Consider the following 17,146-nt stretch of genomic DNA (forward strand, 5'->3'; position numbering starts at 1 on the left):
CCTCGACCCCACCTCGGAGCGCGCCCTGGCGCCACCCCCGCGCCCACGGGAGCGCTCGGATGGGGCGGATGGTCCGATCGCCGCGGGCCCTCGAGCCCTCGAACCTCCGGACGAAGCGTGGCTCAGCTCAGCGCCCAGACACCGAACGAGTCGAGGATCGGCTCGGCGAGCGCGATGGAGAGGAACGCGGCCATCACCAGCGCGGGGCCGAACGGCACCTTCGCCTTGCGACCCCGGGCTCCCATGACGGCGATCCCCATCACCAGCCCGATCACGGCCGCGAAGAACAGCGTGATGACCGCGAGCAGCACGGCCGCCACCGGTCGCGTGCCGGCGTAGAAGCCGATCGTCCAGCCGAGCAGCACGGCCAGCCGCACGTCGCCGAACCCCATGCCGGACGGCAGGAAGAACCAGAGCACGAACAGCGGGCCGGCCAGCGCGGCCAGTCCGGTCGCGGCCGCGAGCAGCCAGGACCACTCCCCTTCGATCGCCGCCGTCACGACCGACAGCGCCACCACCGCGCCGAACGCCGGCCAGACGACCCGGGTCGGCACGATCATCGTGCGGATGTCGATCACGCTCACGGCGATCCCGGCCGGGATCAGGCCGAGCACCGGCAGCAGCCGCCAGTCCCAACCGATCGCCCACACCGCCGCCAGGAACAGCGCAGGCGTCAGGAGCTCGACGACCGGGTGGAAGGCCGGGATGCGCTCGGAGCAACCCCGGCAGCGCCCGCGGAGGAGGATCCACGAGAGGACCGGGATCTTGTCGATCGCCCGGATCGGCTCGCCGCACTCGTCGCACCGGCTGTGCCCGCCGAGCACCTCGTTCCACGGGCGGGTGTCGTAGAGGTCGCCGTACTCGTTGGGCTCGTTCAGCGCCAGGGGCAGCCGGTCGATGACCACGCAGAGGAACGAGCCGACGGCGAACGCCGTGACGGTCCCGAACACGAGCAGCACGATCTGCGTGCCGGTCACGCGTCGGCCCCGTTCGGCACCACGTGGTGCGGCTGCAGGGCCGAGATGTCCTCGGGGTGCACCGATGCGTACGTGGCGTCCTCGTACGAGATCACGCCTTGGGTCACGAGCTGGCCCAGGTGCTGCTCCAGCACCATCATCCCGTCCTTCTGGCCGGTGGCGATGACATTCCGCAGCTGGCGGACCTTGTTCTCACGGATGAGGTTCGTGACCGCCGGCGTGCCCATCAGCACCTCGTACGCCGCCACGCGGCCACCGCCGATGCGGGGGATCAGACGCTGTGAGATGACCGATGCGAGCGTCATCGAGAACTGGGTCCGGATCTGGGCCTGCTGGTCCGACGGGAACACGTCGATGATCCGGTCGACGGTCTGCGAGGCGTCGTTGGTGTGGACGGTGCCGAACACCAGGTGGCCGGTCTCGGCCAGGGTCAGCGTGAGCGAGATCGTCTCGAGGTCGCGCATCTCGCCCACCAGGACGACGTCGGGGTCCTCGCGCAGCGCCGCCCGTAGCGCGTCGGCGAACGAGGTCGCGTCCGTCCCGATCTCGCGCTGGTTGACCAGCGCCATCTGCGAGGGGTGCACGTACTCGATCGGGTCCTCGATGGTCAGGATGTGCACCGGCCGGTGGCGGTTGATGTGGCCGATCATGGCGGCCAGCGTGGTGCTCTTGCCGGAGCCGGTCGGGCCGGTCATCAGCACCAGGCCGTGCGGTCGGTTCACCAGCGAGGCCGTGGCCGCCGGCAGGCCCAGCTGTTCGGGCGTGGGGATCTCGGTGGGGATCAGACGGAGCGCCAGGGCGGGGCGGTCCATCTGGAAGAACGCGTTGGCCCGGAAGCGAGCGGTGCCGCCCCAGGTGAACGCGAAGTCGAGCTGGCGCTGCTGCTCGAAGACCGAGCGGTCGGTGCCGTGGATGAGGCCCTCCAGCACCGCGACGACGAACTGCTCGCTCGACTCGTCCTGATCGGGGACGGGGAACAGCTTCCCGTCGATCCGCACGCGCGGCACGGTCCCCGCCGCCACGTGGAGATCGGTGGCGTGGGTGTCCCAGAGGTAGCGGAGCAGGTGCTCCATGGGGGTGGTGTCGACCAGTTGCACGAGAGCCCTCCCGACGCGCCGTGCGCGAACGTCCTACAAAACGGTAGCGGGCGGGGCCGCAAAGCGACCCCGCCCACTTGGCTGTCCTGCTCAGCTGCAGGGCGCGCCGGACACTGCGGTGATCGTCGTACCCGAGACCGTGAAGTACTTCGGCGTGCCGTCCAGGTAGTCCGCGTAGGTGTCGGCCGAGTCCGACGTCGCCTTCGCGGCCTGGATCGCCGTCTTGATGGTGTCCTTCTCCACCTTGCAGGCGTTGGTGTCGGCGTCGTCGGTGAGGTTGCCCACCGCGAAGACCGCCACGCCGGCGAGGATGGCGAGGATCGCCACCACGACGAGGAGCTCGATGAGGGTGAAGCCACCCTGACCCATGCTCCGCTTGCGCTTCTCAATCATGTTCATGAACTGAATCTCCCTGTGAAAGCGGAAGGGAGATCTCCCCCTCCTCCTTGCCCCGTCGCAGCAAGGCCTTTCATCACCCTCACGACAGAACGAGGTCCATTGAGCCTCATGCCCCGGCGGAATGTCAACCGCCGACGACCACTATCACCGCAGTGCGGGCAGAATCACCCAACCCGGTAGGACATCGGTCCCATTCACGTCATGGGACGCGCCGGATCGACCCCCATCTATTGCCATAACGACGGCTCGCGAGTTCACCAAATGGAGGCGAGGAACGTGGCGGTGGGCCAGGTCAATCGAGGTCCCACGACTGGATGCTCAGGGAGCCACCGTTCCCACCGACGTCACGGACGCGCACGACCGCGGTCCCCCGGGTCACGTAGGTGCCGTCGGTCTGCTCCACGGCGGCGGTGAGCGTCACCACGCGCTCCGCGGGGCGGGTGGGGGCGCAGCACACCACGCCCGATTCCCCGCCGGCGGCGGTGAAGCTCCCGAGCGCCGAGATCACCGTCGTACCGCCGATCACCGGCACGTTGGTGCCGTCGGCCTTCTTGGGCGACGGACCGGACCACCTGACGTTCACGTCGTTCCTGGGGGTCGACCAGGGTCCATAGACGTTGAACGAAGTCCGGTTGGCCGCGTCGGCGCCGAAGTTCTCGGACACGAGGTTGGGGGCCTTCGCTCCGGCGTAGGTCCCGCCGCTGACGGTCGAGATCTTCAGGTGATCGATGCGGATCCCATAGTTCACCGAACTGAAACCACCGCCGTTGTCACCATTGCGCTGGACGTAGACCTCGAGCACGGCATTTGCACCGATCAACTGCTCCGCACTTGTCAGCGTGGAACTGCAGTTCCCGGGTGCTCCCAAGAGGTCGAGATAGACGCCTTGCCCCCAGAACGGCACGCGGTTCCACGTCGCTTGGCAGCTGCCGCCACCGGCGAGGTTGACCGTGACCCTCATCCACGAGTTGTTGGCGACGTCGGGCTTCCCCTGCAGGTCGTAGAACGAGCCGTTCGTGAAGAAGTTCTGGCTCGTGGTCTCGCCGCTCACGACCACGCCGGCCTTGAGCAGTCCACCGCTCAAGGGCGGCAGCGGGGCGTCGGCGTTGTCCAGGCCCGTGGCGGTCATCGACCGCGTGGCCGTCGGGCAGGTGCTGTCGAAGGCGCCGCAGTTGAGCGTGTAGCCCGTGGACTGGCCGTTCAGGCTGACGATGTTGGCGGCGTTGTTCCAACCCGAACCGTCGGTCCCGCCGGTCGGCGTCAGGTCCCAACCGGCCCGGAGCTCGAGCCCGTCCACCTTGACGCTCGTGTTGAAGCTGCCGAACCCGAAGGCGACGAACGTGTAGGTCCGGTAGCGCACGTCGACCCGGGCGTTGAAGAGGTCGGCGCGAGTGAGCTGGTTCTTGAGCGAGTCGCAACGGGGGATGCCCGAGACGGTCTCGGCCTGGTTCGAGAAGAGGTCGTAGGCCAGCGTGTTGGTGATCGTCGACGACAGCGAGTCGGGGATCGACGGGTAGCCCTGCGCACAGGTCGGCGACGTCGCTCCGCTCTTGTACAGGGTCAGCTGGGTCGCGGAGTCGCCATCGCGCAGCAGGCTGGCGGTGAAGGACCCGTTCGAGTTGTTCGCGGACGCCTTCACGATGAGGTCGAGGGAACCGACCCGCGAGCTCGCGATGGGCTCGGCCGGTGCGGTGCCACCCGAGCCGAACCCCTTCGCCGACGCGGTGACGTCGGCAGCGCAACCGCCGGCCAGGATGACGGTGCACGAGAAGGTCGCCGTCCCGTTCGAGCCGTCGGTGACCCACGAGCTCCCCTGGTTCGTGACGCTGTTGCTGCCCCAGGCGATCCAGCTGGAGCTGCTGCTCATGGTCAGCGTGCTCGTAGAGGCGTCGGGGGTCCCGGTCCAGCCGCCGTCGACCGTGGCGTCCTGGTAGACCGCCGGCGGCGGGCTGCCGGCGGCGGGGTTGCTCGAGGTGCTCTGGGCACTGCGGTCGCAGACCGCGACCTGGCCCTGCTTGTGGCGGAAGCTGGTCCGCGGCGACAGCACGATCGCCACGCCGGCGGCGTCCTCCTTGCACGCGTTCGGGAAGGTCGAGCTCCCGGCGCCGGTGGCGCTGTTGCCGGCCGCCGGCTCGCCGAAGATCACCCGGACGGTCGGATCGTCGATGATCAGCGAGTTCCGCTCCCGGGCCGAGTTCGTCGCATCGTCGACGTCGAACCAGTAGTCCCCGGGCTTGAACCAGAAGGTCTTCCCGCCGCACCCCCCGCCCAGCCGGTCGTTCAGGACGGCCGTCTGGTCCTTGCGGTACCGCCCGGGCTCGAGCGTGACGACCGAGCCGCTGCACGCCGGCACAGTCTGCGCGGTGAGCGCCGACGGCAGGAACGGTGACCCCAGGCCGGCATCGTTCGTCGTGACCGCCGTCCCGCACTCCGGTGCACCGATCACGTCGTTGCTGTCGATGAGGCGGCCACCGCCGACGTTCCACGGGAACGACGGGCCGAGCATCCCGCAGCTGTTCGTGCCGCCGGCCGAGCTGAACAGGCCGCTCGACCCCTGCTTGTACGTGCCGCCGACGTTGACCGCCGAGGTCGCTGGGTGGTCGGTCGGGTTCACGAGCGCAGCGGCGCCCTGCTTGACGTTGACGTTGCCGGCGATCTGCAGCGTCGAGTCGTCGGCCGGCACCGACGGATCGGCGGTGTGCAGCAGCGTGGGCGTCTGCGCCGCGATCGTCGACTGGTTGGCGTTGTAGTTCGGCACTCCGATGCCGAGTCGCCACGGGTAGCAGTTGGGGTCGGGGGCACCGGTGCAGTCCGTGGCCCACTTCACCGTGTCGCCCACGTCGCTCGCCGACCGGTAGCTGCTCCCGACGAGGTCGAGGCTCGGCAGGGTCGCGCCGGCGGGCACGTCGGGGAGCGTCTGGGGCGAGGTGTCGCACTCTGCCGTGACGCGGACCTCCGTGCCCGACTCATCGGTGAAGTCCAGACCCGAGCCCGTCCCCAGGCCCGCGACGCACGAGCCGTCGGCGGCGGCGGTGGCGCGACCGATCGTGCCGGCCGGGTCCATGCGGATCTGGTTCACCGCGGACTCCATCGCCGAGTCCGCGGCGCGGGTCTGTCGCGAGTCGACGGCGTTGCGGACGGCGATCTTCGAGCTCGACATCGTCATCGACAGCAGGGCGATCAGCGTCACGCCGCAGAGGAGGACCCAGACCATCAGGCCCGCCACGAGGGCGAAGCCGGATTCGTTGCGGCCGCGACGCGACCCGTGGCGGTTCAAGAACGTCGACATCATGAGCTCACGTTGATTGTCGAGGACCACGGGCCCCACTTGCCGGTGGTGGCGTCGCGGGACCGGATCTTGGCGTCGTAGGTGTCGGACGAGCCGGACAGCCCGGTGACCTCGCCCGACGTGCCGGTGAAGGTCACCGGCGTGTTGTTGTCCAGCTGGATCTGGTAGGCGTTGACGTTGCTGACCGCGCTCCAGGTGAACGTGATGCCTCGTTCGACGCAGAAGATGAACGACCTGACGCACCGCGTGCTCTGCTTGGCGAAGGAGGTCGGCGCCGGCGACCCGTTGGCCGTGACGACCACGGTGCCCGTGCCGACCGCCCCGTTCGCGTCGGTCACCGTGAGGGTCACCGTGTACGCCGCCGAGATGAAGGTGTCACCCGAGACGTTGTGCGTGAAGGTCGGGTTCACCGTGGTCGGGTTCCCGCTGCCGTTGACGACGGTGCCGTTGCCGTAGTTCCACTGGAACGAGGCGATGGCGTCCCCGTCCGGATCCGCCACCGTGGGTGTGAGGGTCGAGGCGAACGGCGCCCGGCCGGCGGTCGGCGCAGCTGCGATCGAGACCGTCGGAGGACGGCTGGCCACGTTGACCGTGATCGTCCGGACCGTCGTGCCGCCGTCGCTGTCGGTCACGGTCAGCGTGACCGTCTTCGCGCCGAACGCCGTGTAGATCTTCGACGGGTTGGCGCCGGCGCCGGTGTTGCCGTCGCCGAAGTCCCACACGTAGGTCGAGATCGTCCCGTCGACGTCACTGGCGGTGGCCGCGAAGTTGACCGTGTCGCCCTTGTAGACCGTGGCGTTGTTCGCCGGTGCCGTGATCGAGGCCGAGGGCGCCGAGTTCACGACGTTGACCGTGATCGTCCGGACCGTCGTGCCGCCGTTGTTGTCGGTGACCGTCAGGGTGACCGTCTTGGCGCCCGTGCTGACCGAGTTGGCGTAGGTCTTGGAGGGGTTCTGCGACGTCGAGGTCGTGCCGTCGCCGAAGTCCCAGGCGTAGCCGGCGATCGTGCCATCAGAGTCCGACGCCGTGGCGGTGAACGACACCGCCACGCTGCGGGTCACGTTCGCGCCGTTCGCCGGCGCCGTGATCGACGCCGACGGCGCGTTGTTCCCGAGGTTCACCGTGATCGTCCGCACCGCCGTGCCGCCGTTGTTGTCGGTGACGGTCAGCGTCACCGTCTTCGCCCCGGGCGTCACCGAGTTGGCGTACGTCTTGGTCGGGTTCTGCTGCGTCGAGGTGGTGCCGTCGCCGAAGTTCCAGGAATACGACGAGATCGTTCCGTCCACGTCGCTCGCCGTCGAGGTGAACCCGACCGCCACGTTGCGGCTCACGTTGGCCCCGTTCGCCGGCGCAGTGATCGACGCCGACGGCGCCGAGTTCGCGACGTCGACCGTGATCGACGTCGTCGCCGTGGTGCCGTTGTTGTCCGTCACCGTCAGCGTCACCGTCTTCGTGCCCGGCGTGACCGAGTTCGCGTAGGTCTTGGTCGGGTTCTGCTGGGTCGACGTGGTGCTGTCACCGAAGTTCCAGGCATACGACGCGATGGTCCCGTCCGGGTCGCTGGCGGACGACGTGAAGCCGATCGCCTGGCCGCGGGTGACGTCGGTCCCGGTCGGCGGCGCCGTGATCGAGACCGACGGCGCCGAGTTCACGACGTTGACCGTGATCGTCCTCGTCACCGTCCCGCCGTCGTTGTCGGTGACGACCAACGTGACGGTCTTCGAGCCGGTCGTGACCGAGTTGGCGTACGTCTTGGTCGGGTTCTGCTGCGTCGAGGTCGTCCCGTCACCGAAGTTCCACGCGTACGACGAGATCGTCCCGTCGACGTCGCTCGCCGTCGAGGTGAAGTTGATCGGCACGCCACGGGTCACGTTGCTGCCGTTGGTCGGCGCCGTGATCGATGCCGTCGGCGGGTTGTTGACCACGGTCAGCGTGATCGTCCGGACGACCGTGCCGCCGTTGTTGTCGGTCACCGTCAGCGTGACGGTCTTGGCGCCCAGGGCGGTGTAGATCTTGGCCGGGGTGGCTCCCGCACCGGTGTTGCCGTCGCCGAAGTCCCAGGCGTAGGTCGAGATCGTGCCGTCGCTGTCGCTGGCGGTCGCAGCGAAGTTCACCGTGTCCCCTCGGTTCACCGTCGCGCCGTTCGCAGGGGCGGTGATCGAGGCCGTCGGGTTCTGGTTGTTCACGTTGACGGTGATCGTCCGGACGGCGGTGGCGCCGCTGTTGTCGGTCACCGTCAGCGTCACCGTCTTCGCGCCCGGCGTGACCGAGTTCGCGTAGGTCTTGGTCGGGTTCTGCTGCGTCGACGTCGTGCCGTCACCGAAGTCCCACGCCCAACCGGCGATCGTGCCGTCGGGATCCGACGCCGTCGCCGTGAAGTTGACCGAGACCCCACGCGTGACGTTCGCGCCGTTCGCCGGGGCCGTGATGGAGGCCGTCGGCGAGGCGTTCCCCACGTTGACCGTGATCGTCTTGACGACCGTGGCGCCGTTGTTGTCGGTCACCGTCAGGGTGACCGTCTTGGCGCCGGTGGTGACCGAGTTGGCGTAGGTCTTGGTGGGGTTCTGCTGCGTCGACGTGGTGCCGTCGCCGAAGTTCCACGCGTACGACGCGATCGTCCCGTCGACGTCGCTGGCGGTCGAGGTGAAGCTCACCGCCTGGCTGCGTGCGACGGTGGCGCCGTCGGCGGGGGCGGTGATCGAGGCCGTCGGGAGGGCGTTCACGACGTCGACCGTGATCGTCTTGACGACCGTGCCGCCGTTGTTGTCGGTCACCGTAAGGGTCACCGTCTTCGTCCCCGGCGTCACCGAGTTCGCGTACGTCTTGGTCGGGTTCTGCTGCGTCGACGTCGTCCCGTCACCGAAGTTCCACGAGTACGAGGCGATCGTCCCGTCGGCATCGCTGGCGGTCGCCGTGAAGCTCACCGCCTGGCCGCGGGTGACGTCGGTCCCGTCCGCCGGCGCCGTGATCGACGCCGAGGGGACCAGGTTCACGACGTTCACCGTGATGGTCCTGGTGGCGGTGCCACCGTCGTTGTCGGTCACGACCAGCGTGACGGTCTTCGAGCCGGTCGAGACCGAGTTGGCGTAGGTCTTCGTCGGGTTCTGCTGCGTCGACGTCGTCCCGTCACCGAAGTTCCACGAGTACGAGGCGATCGTCCCGTCGGGATCGCTCGCCGTCGACGCGAAGCTCACGGCCACCCCGCGCGTCACGTTGGTGCCGTTCGCCGGCGCCGTGATCGAGGCCGTCGGGGTGGCGTTGGTGATCGTGACGTTGACCGTCCGCACCACCGCGAAGCCGTCGTTGTCGGTCACCGTCAGCGTCACCGTCTTGGCGCCCGCCGGCACCGAGTTGGCGTAGGTGTGGGTGGTGGACTCACCCGAACCCGTCGTCCCGTCGCCGAAGTCCCACGCGTAGGAGGTGATGGTGCCGTCGGAGTCGCTGGCGGACGCCGTGAACGTGGTGGCGACCCCCCGTTGGATCGTGGCACCGTTGGCCGGCGCGGTGATGGAGGCCGTGGGAGGACTCTGGATCCTGACCTTGATCTGGGTCTGGTTCGTCCCGCCCTCGTTGTCGGTGACCGTGAGCTTGACGGTGTACCCGGACGCCGTCGGACTGGCGGCCGAGTAGGTCTTGTTGGTGGGGTTCGCCGATGTCGAGGTCGTCCCGTCGCCGAACTCCCAGTAGTACGAGGTCACGGAACCGCCGTAGGCGGCGTCGGCGGTGTCGTTGCTGCCCGAGGACGAGAAGTTGATCCCTTGGCCCGCGCTGAAGACGCGTCCGTCCTCCGGCGCTGCGATCACCGCGACCGGGAGGCGGTTCTTCACCTCGACCACGACGAAGTCGGTGGCGGGCGTCCCGGCCGCGTTCGTCACGGTCAGGATGGCCGTGAACGATCCCTTGGTGGAATAGGACTTCGTCGGCGACTGCGAGGTCGAGCTCGAGCCGTCACCGAACTCCCAGTAGTAGCTGAGCGCCGACCCTCCGGGGTCTGCGGAGCCGGCCGCCGAGAAGGCGACGGACTCGCCCCGGAACACGGAGGTCGGCGCAGCAGTGAGCGCGACCGTCGGCGGGGTGTACGCCGTGCCGCCGGGGTTGCTGACGTTGGTCGAGCCGTCGTCGCGGACCGACACCGTGAGCGACGTCTGCTCCGAGTCGGTCGTGGTGATCCGCAGGTTGATCCGCTGGCACGAGTCGGGCAGGGACCCTGCGGCCTTGCACGACATCTCGGCGCCGGTGCTCGTCAGCTTGTCGACCACCTCGGCCGACGCGGTCGTGGCCCCGCCCGCGGTCGCGCACGTCCGGCGCCACAGGCTCGTGCCGCCCTCCGACCCGGTGGCCCGGGTGTAGACGATCCGCTCCGATTCGGCCTTCAGCGCCAGCAGCAGCGTCCCCCCGGCGCCGTCGCCGCCGACGCAGTCCACGAGCTCCGGGCCCGTCAGGTAGGCGGCGCCGGCCGAGGCGACGTCCCGGTAGAAGTAGGTCCTGAGCTCGCCGGAGTTGGTGGCGGCGTTGTTGCGCTCCCGGGTCGCGGTCTGCTGCTGGAAGGCGAGCTGGGCGAAGCCGAGCAACGGCACGAGGATGAGCGCCGAGATGGCGAGCGCGAGCAGCGTCTCGACCATCGTCATGCCGCGCTGGCCGGACGGGCGGGGGGACGGGGTCTCGATCACGGGTGGGCCCCCGGGTTCCGAAGGACCACCGTCCCCGTCAGGGTGGTCCCGTTCTTGTGGGTCGCCTTGATGGTCAGCTTCTGGGCACCGCCGTCCGCCCCGCAGGGGGTGCTGAACGACGCGGTCGACTGCTTCCAGTACTCGACGGCGGTCACCGTGATGCCGTTCGACGCGATCGGCATGGAGGCGTCCGGCGCCCAGCGGTCGCCCCATGCGCCGTACACGGTGTTCAGATCGGCGACCGTGGCGCACGGCGTGTAGGTCGGGAGCGCCTTCAGGCTCTCGCCGTAGCTGGTCAGCGCCGCCTCGAGATCCTGACGGTCCTTCGTCGACCCGCTCGCCGAGATGGCGGTGAAGAGCCCGTAGGCACCGGCGAGGATCACGGGCACCGCGATGAACGCGACGACCAGCACCTCGACCAGCGAGAAACCGGACTGCCCGCGCGCCGCGCGAATCGGCGCGACCTCACTCCCTCTCGAACGCGCAGGCCACAACACCCACGCGCGCTCCCCAGCGCTCAATTGTTTCTCCCAGCTAGCGGGCAGCTACCCCAGATCCACCTGGTTGTAGATGCCGTACATCGCACTCACCATCGCCAGCGCAACGAACCCAACGACAGCACCGATGAAGATGATCGTCAACGGTTCGAACCAGGCGGTCAACTTCTCGACCGCATAGTCGAGCTCCTCCTCGTAGAAGCCAGCGGCGTTGTCGAGCTGTTCGGACAGCTCGCCGGACCGCTCGCCGACACGGACCATCTGGATCACCGTGTTCGGGAACAGCTCGGTCGAGGCGAGCGGCTCCGCGAAGCCCTGACCTGCCAGCACGCCCTCCATGGCCGTGCTCAGCCGCTCCTTGTACACCGAGTTGTTCGAGCAGTCGATCGCCGTCGGCAGGGCCTCGGCGAGGGGCGTCCCGGCCTCGAGCAGCGCACCCAGGACCCGGCAGAACCGCTCGGTCGAGGAGTAGGTCACCACGGTCGAGATCATCGGGATCTTCAGCTGCAGCGCGTGGAAGTTCCGCCGACCGTTCGGCGTGCGGACGTACGCGAACAGGCCGAAACCGAGTGCGACCAGGAGGATGCCCGTGATGATGCCCGCCGGCGACTGCACGAAGTCCGCGACGCCCATCAGCATCCGGGTGGGCAGCGGCAGCTCAGCGTCGAACTCCTTGAAGAAGTCGGCGAACCGGGGGATCGCGAAGATCACGATGATCAGGCACACGACCACCGACAGCCCGAGCAGGATGCACGGGTAGATCAGCGCCTTGCGGACCGCACGGGTCAGCTCGACGTCGCGCCGCAGGTACTTGTGCAGCTGGTCGAACGCCTCGTCCATCCGACCGGTGAGCTCGGCCGAGCGGAGCATCGCCATGTAGTACGGCGGGAAGACCTCGTCGTGGAGCCCCAGCGCGTCGGCGAGCGACCGGCCGCCCTGCACCCGCTCGAGCACGTCGCCGAGGACCGACTGGAGCTTCTTGTTGTCGGAGTCGCGACGGAGGTTGTCGATCGCCTCGGTCACGGGCACGCCCGCACGCAGGAACGTCGCCATCTGGCGCGAGAAGTGCATGAGGTCGACGGCCGGGACCTTCTCGGTCGTGATCTCGACCTGCAGGCCCTTCTTCTCGGTCAGCTCCGTGACGCGGAGGCCCTGGACCGCGAGCTCGTTGCGGGCCGTGTTGGCCGAGACCGACTGGATCTGGCCCTTGACCACCTGGCCGTCGAGCGTCTCGGCCTGGTACTTGAACTTGCTCAGCTTGACCGGCGCGACCTTGGCCGCCCGGTCCTTCTTGGAGCGCTTGGGCTTCCCGGACGGTGTGTCGTCGGGAGCCTGCTGTGGTTGCGTCGCGGTCATGCCGTCGCCTCCGCCTCGGTCAGTTCATCGGGAGCAGCGCCGTTGCCGTTCCGACGGGGTTCGTCGACCGACGGCATCTCGATCGGATCGTGCGGCTCGTCGTCCGGTGATCCGCTCGTGCCCTCGGGCAGGACGCCGGGACCCTTCGGGAGCATCCGCTTCCCGGGACCCAGCTCCTTCATGGTCTCCTTCTCCTCGACGCCCGGGGCGTACACGGATCGGAGGACCTCGTCGACGGTGGTGATCCCGTCGGTGACGAGGTGGAAGGCCTGGACCTGCATGGTCTTCATGCCCTCGCTGATGGCGAGCTCCCGCACCTCGGAGTGCGAGGCCTTCGCGACGACCGCTTCACGGATCGCGTCGGAGAACTCGAGGAGCTCGTACACGCCGATCCGCCCGCGGAACCCGGTGTCGTTGCAGAGGTTGCAGCCGCCCGGACGGAACCACGTCTCGGGCATCTGGCCGTCGGTGAACTCGGCGACGAGCTGGATGTCCCGCGAGGACGGGGCGACCGGCTCCCGGCAGTTGGAGCAGAGCCGGCGGAGCAGCCGCTGGGCCACCACGCCGTTGATGGCGGATGCCACCAGGAACGGCTGGATGCCCATGTCCGTGAACCGGTGGATCGCTGCGACCGAGTCGATGGCGTGCAGCGAGCTCAGCACCAGGTGGCCGGTGAGCGCGGCCTGCATGGCGATGCGAGCGGTCTCCTCGTCGCGGATCTCGCCCACCAGCACCACGTCGGGGTCCTGGCGCAGGATGCCCCGGAGTCCCTCGGCGAAGTTCATGCCGGTGTCGCTCACCTGCATCTGCGTGACGCCGCGGAACTGGTACTCGACCGGGTCCTCGATGGTCACGACGTTCTTGGTCGGGTCGTTGACCTCGGTGAGGGTGGCGTACAGGGTCGTGGTCTTCCCCGAGCCGGTCGGACCGGTGCAGAGGATCATGCCGAGCGGCGACTTGGCCATCTGCAGGAAGGGCTGCTCGACCGACGGGATCATGCCCAGGTCGCCCATCGAGATGAGCGACTTCGTCTTGTCGAGCAGGCGCATCACCGTCTTCTCGCCCTCGACCGTCGGCACGACCGAGGTCCGGACGTCGATGGGTCGCCCGTCGACCCTCAGCGAGAACTGACCGTCCTGAGGCCGGCGGCGCTCGACGATGTTGAGCTCCGCCATCACCTTCAGGCGGCTGCTGATGGCGGGACCCATCCGCTTGGGGAGGATGATCGCCTCGGTCATGGCCCCGTCGACGCGGTAGCGGACCCGGACGCTGTCCTCCATGGGCTCTACGTGGATGTCGGAGGCACGGCTCCGGACGCCCTGCGTGAGGATGCGGTTGACCACCTGGACGACCGGCGCGTTCTCGTCGACCGCGAAGCTGTCGTCGTCGGCTGCGTCGGGCGAGTCGTCGGACAGCTCGAAGGCCCGGATGACGTCATCGGCCGAGCTCAGCGCGTTGTAGGCCTGGTCGAGCAGGCGCTCGATGTCGCCACGAGCACCGATCTGCAGACCGAGGCTCTTCACCGCGGTCGTGAGCTCGCGGATCGCCTCGGTGTCGAGCGGATCCGCCGTGGCGACGTACACACGCCCGGCCTCGTCGACGCGGAGCGGGAGCACGTGGTGCTTGCGGGCGAGCTCCTCGGGCACGCGGGCGACCGCGTCCGCCTCGGGCCGCGCTTGCGTCAGATCCGCGAGCGGCACGTCGAACTGGTGGGCGAGCGCCGCAGCCAGGGCGACGTCGTTGATCGATCCGAGCTGGACGAGGATCTGACCGAGCTGCGCCCGGCTCTCGGGATCGTCGGGCGCCTCCTGCTGGCGCTGCAGCGCGTTGAGCAGGTCGTCGGGATCGACGGACCCCAGCTCGAGGAGGATCTCGCCCAGGCGGGGGCGGTTGGTGTCGACCCAGGTGCCGATCTGCGAGTCGAGCGCGCCCTCGTCGATGTGGTCGAACTCGGTCTGACGACGGCGTCGCAGACGTCCACCGGACGTCGGCTCCTCCTCACCAGATCGACCCCGACGGAACATGGACACGCTGGACCTCTTCCCTCTCCGCGGACTTCCCCTGCACTCGACGGGAGGGGCGTCCCATCACCGATGAGTTGCACCGGGTGCCCGGCGGTCGGGCGTTCGACCAGTGTCGCTGAGTGCTTTTCAGGGTGTCAACGGGGGTGAAACACCCAAACACTCCACATCACGGAGTGCGTCGGGCTCCCTCCCCAGGGTACCCGTACCCTCACGGAACGCCTCCCGGCCGACGCCCTCCGCAGCCGTGGAGCACTCTTCGTTGACCGGTCGGCGACCACCGCGGCGGGCCCGGGACGGGAAACGCCGCCGAAACGCTGGCTCCCTAGTCTCGGCGCCATGCGTGATCTGGCGACCCTCCCCAAGGCCCACCTGCACCTCCACCTCGAGGCCGGCATGAGCCCGCAGCTGCTCGCCGACCTGGCGGCCAAGTACGACCGCGAGGTCCCCGTCATCCGGGGCTACGGCAACTTCGCGGCGTTCTCCGACACGTACGTGGCGGCCACCGACGTGCTCCGCGAGCGAGAGGACTGGGAGGCGCTCGCCGATCAGATCTGCGCCCAGCACGCACGGGAGGGCGCCGTCTACCTGGAGCCGTCGTTCTGGGCCGGCAACTACCGGCACCTCTTCCCCTCCGACCAGGACACCTGGGAGATGGTGCTCGACGTGTTCGAGTCCGCCGCGGCCCGCCACGGCATCACCGTGCGGTTCATGATGCCGGCCGACCGGGTGAAGGACACCGAGGCCGACGGCTTGGCGCTCGTCGAGATCGCGCGGAAGTACCCGGGCCAGATCGTGAGCTTCGGCCTGCACAACGACGAGGTGGGTCACCCGCCGCAGGACTTCGTCGAGTGCTTCGCCGCCGCCAAGGAGCTCGGTCTGCTCTCCACGCCCCATGCCGGCGAGCTCGAGTCCGGGCAGTTCGTGGCCGACTCGATCGACCTGCTGGGCGCGGACCGCATCCAGCACGGCGTGCGGTCCTTCGAGGTGCCGGGCCTGGTCGAGCGGCTCGCCGAGCTGGGCACCTGCCTGGACGTGTGCCCCACCTCCAACATCATGCTCGGCGTGTTCCCGTCGCTCGACGCCCACCCGCTGCCGGCGCTGCTCGACGCCGGCGTGCGCTGCTCGATCAACGGCGACGACCCGCTGCTGTTCGGGCCGGGCCTGCTCGAGGAGTACGAGCTGGTCCGCACCCAGTTCGGCTTCGACGACGAGCGCATGGCGACGATCGCCCGCTCCTCGATCGAGTGCGGCGGCGCGCCCGACGACGTGAAGGCGTCGGCGCTGGCCGGGATCGACGCCTGGTCCGCGTCGCCCGATCCGGCCGACGCCTGACCTGCCGGGTCTCGACCTCGGGTCGAGGTCGAGACCCTCGATCGGTCCGACCGCGAGATCGGGCGCCGGCCGCACGGCCGTCCTTCCGACTCAGAGCGGGGCGCAGTCGGCGATCGACGCCCGGCCGAGGTCGGCGCTGAGCAGGCAGCGGGCGTAGGCCGCCGCCCGGTCCGGGCCCTCCAGCCACCGGCGCTCGTACAGCGCCCGCTGCACCAGCACCCAGGCCTCCGAGAGCGGGCGGCCGTCGAAGGCCGCCGCGCCGAGCAGGTGCGCCATCGTCGGCGGCGCCCCCGGGACCTGGCGCCACGGGGCGACCGCCGCCGGCTGCGCCGCGACCAGGCGCTGCGCGGCACGGACCAGCGGCAGACGCTCCCAGTGAGGGGCGGTCACCGGGAGGTCTGCCGCTCCGGTCGACAGCGGGAGCACGTCCGTGAGCGGCACCAGGGCCGCTTGCTGCTCGTCGGCCGCCAACCAGTCCACGAGCGCCCCGGCGGCGGAGGACTGCGCCTCGGTCGCCGACGAGCTCATCACCCACACGTCGCCGAGCACGGGGGACGCCGCGCCGGTCTCGCCCGGCAGGGCCGACACGGCCAGGTCCACCCCGCGCGCCTGGCCCTCGGCCAGCGCGTTCGCGTAGCCCCACAGCTGCGACACGTTGACGACCGCGAACGCCGATCCCCCGCTCCCCACCGGGAGCGGCTCGTCGCGCCGCGACGGGCCGGCGATCCGGTCCGAGCGGACCAGCAGCCCGTCGTGGGCCATCTCGACGTACTGCTCCGCCGCGGCGGTCGGTGCGGTCCCCAGGCCCGCACCGACCGCGACCTCGTCGGGGCCGAACCCCGCGACCGGGTGCTCGGTCCCCTCGGCCGCGCGGACCGCCGCCGCCTGCTCGTGCAGCTCGGCGAGCGTCGCCGGGGGGCGGTCGGGATCGACCCCGGCCGAGCGCAGCAGCGCCCGGTCCCGCAGCAGCACCAAGGTGTCGACGCCGACGGGGACGCCCCAGCGCGCGTCGCCGTAGGTGCCGAGCTCCATCGCCGCCTCGCGCAGCGGGTCGGCGGGCCGACCCGACGGCTCGCCCGGCGCCGGAGCCGACTCGACGCACGGGCCGAGCGGGGCGATCGCACCGGCGTGGGCGAGGACCGGGACCATGTCGGCGGGGACCTTGGCGATCGTCGGCGGGTCGTCGCCGAGCAGCTCGCGAGCCGCAGCCGACGGCGAGGGCGCGTCGGCGACCAGCACGTCGACCTCGTCGTCCGAGTCGTCCCACCGCTCGAGCAGCGCAGGGCCGTCGCGCTCGTCCCACGCACCGCCCCAGAGCACCTCGACCACGGTGCCGCTGCGGTCGGCCGGAGCGGTGCGCCCGCATCCGGACACGGCGACGGCCGGGGCCGGCCCGTCGTCGCCGGCCAGCGGGGTCGGGACCGCGCCGCCGCCGGCACAGCCGGTCGCGAGGAGCGCGACCACTGCTGCCACGACGGCGAGGGCTGACCGGTGAGGGTGGGGGT

At 69.7% G+C, this 17,146-nt stretch carries 10 protein-coding genes; 1 reads left to right on the top strand and 9 read right to left on the bottom strand.

Annotated elements, in window-relative coordinates:
- Positions 1-122: 122 nt before the first annotated feature.
- The 8 genes from LH044_RS10530 to LH044_RS10565 form a co-directional block, all read right to left on the bottom strand.
- Positions 123-977 (bottom strand): prepilin peptidase, encoded by an 855-nt coding sequence (locus tag LH044_RS10530; protein WP_227759990.1) that lies wholly within the window; start codon positions 975-977, stop codon positions 123-125.
- Positions 974-2,074, bottom strand: coding sequence for a type IV pilus twitching motility protein PilT (locus LH044_RS10535; protein WP_304512054.1), 1,101 nt, complete (start codon positions 2,072-2,074; stop codon positions 974-976). The genes LH044_RS10530 and LH044_RS10535 overlap by 4 nt, the downstream gene beginning before the upstream one ends.
- A gap of 90 nt (positions 2,075-2,164) precedes the next feature.
- A complete protein-coding gene (locus tag LH044_RS10540; RefSeq protein ID WP_227759991.1) occupies positions 2,165-2,473 on the bottom strand; it encodes a type II secretion system protein in 309 nt (102 codons plus the stop codon).
- A 292-nt stretch (positions 2,474-2,765) separates the two neighbouring features.
- Positions 2,766-5,765 carry a hypothetical protein gene (locus tag LH044_RS10545; RefSeq protein ID WP_227759992.1) on the bottom strand — a complete coding sequence of 1,000 codons (3,000 nt, stop codon included), beginning with the start codon at positions 5,763-5,765 and terminating at the stop codon, positions 2,766-2,768.
- Complete coding sequence (locus tag LH044_RS10550) at positions 5,762-10,390, bottom strand: PKD domain-containing protein (RefSeq protein ID WP_227759993.1); 4,629 nt, start codon at positions 10,388-10,390, stop codon at positions 5,762-5,764. Before LH044_RS10550 ends, LH044_RS10545 begins: the two co-directional genes overlap by 4 nt.
- A 38-nt stretch (positions 10,391-10,428) precedes the next feature.
- A complete protein-coding gene (locus LH044_RS10555; protein ID WP_227759994.1) occupies positions 10,429-10,845 on the bottom strand; it encodes a hypothetical protein in 417 nt (138 codons plus the stop codon).
- Between the two features lie 132 nt (positions 10,846-10,977).
- Positions 10,978-12,285, bottom strand: coding sequence for a type II secretion system F family protein (locus LH044_RS10560; protein WP_227759995.1), 1,308 nt, complete (start codon positions 12,283-12,285; stop codon positions 10,978-10,980).
- Positions 12,282-14,309, bottom strand: a complete 2,028-nt coding sequence (locus tag LH044_RS10565; protein WP_227760095.1) for a GspE/PulE family protein — start codon at positions 14,307-14,309, stop codon at positions 12,282-12,284. The genes LH044_RS10560 and LH044_RS10565 overlap by 4 nt, the downstream gene beginning before the upstream one ends.
- 336 nt (positions 14,310-14,645) lie before the next feature.
- Between LH044_RS10565 and add the strand changes: the two genes are divergently transcribed.
- Positions 14,646-15,641 (top strand): adenosine deaminase, encoded by a 996-nt coding sequence (add, locus tag LH044_RS10570; protein WP_227759996.1) that lies wholly within the window; start codon positions 14,646-14,648, stop codon positions 15,639-15,641.
- 90 nt (positions 15,642-15,731) lie between these two features.
- On the opposite strand, the gene LH044_RS10575 is transcribed toward add, so the two are convergent.
- On the bottom strand, positions 15,732-17,114 hold the full coding sequence (locus tag LH044_RS10575) for an ABC transporter substrate-binding protein (protein WP_227759997.1): 1,383 nt from the start codon (positions 17,112-17,114) through the stop codon (positions 15,732-15,734).
- Between the last annotated feature and the right edge of the window lie 32 nt (positions 17,115-17,146).

The organism is Dermatobacter hominis, from assembly GCF_020715685.1.
Lineage (GTDB): Bacteria > Actinomycetota > Acidimicrobiia > Acidimicrobiales > Microtrichaceae > Dermatobacter > Dermatobacter hominis.

Bases quoted from the DNA above. Each gene is read 5' to 3' on its own strand.
- LH044_RS10540 (WP_227759991.1), bottom strand. From the start codon at position 2,473: ATGAACATGATTGAGAAGCGCAAGCGGAGCATGGGTCAGGGTGGCTTC.
- LH044_RS10545 (WP_227759992.1), bottom strand. From the start codon at position 5,765: ATGATGTCGACGTTCTTGAACCGCCACGGGTCGCGTCGCGGCCGCAAC.
- LH044_RS10550 (WP_227759993.1), bottom strand. From the start codon at position 10,390: ATGACGATGGTCGAGACGCTGCTCGCGCTCGCCATCTCGGCGCTCATC.
- LH044_RS10560 (WP_227759995.1), bottom strand. From the start codon at position 12,285: ATGACCGCGACGCAACCACAGCAGGCTCCCGACGACACACCGTCCGGG.
- LH044_RS10565 (WP_227760095.1), bottom strand. From the start codon at position 14,309: ATGTTCCGTCGGGGTCGATCTGGTGAGGAGGAGCCGACGTCCGGTGGA.
- add (WP_227759996.1), top strand. From the start codon at position 14,646: ATGCGTGATCTGGCGACCCTCCCCAAGGCCCACCTGCACCTCCACCTC.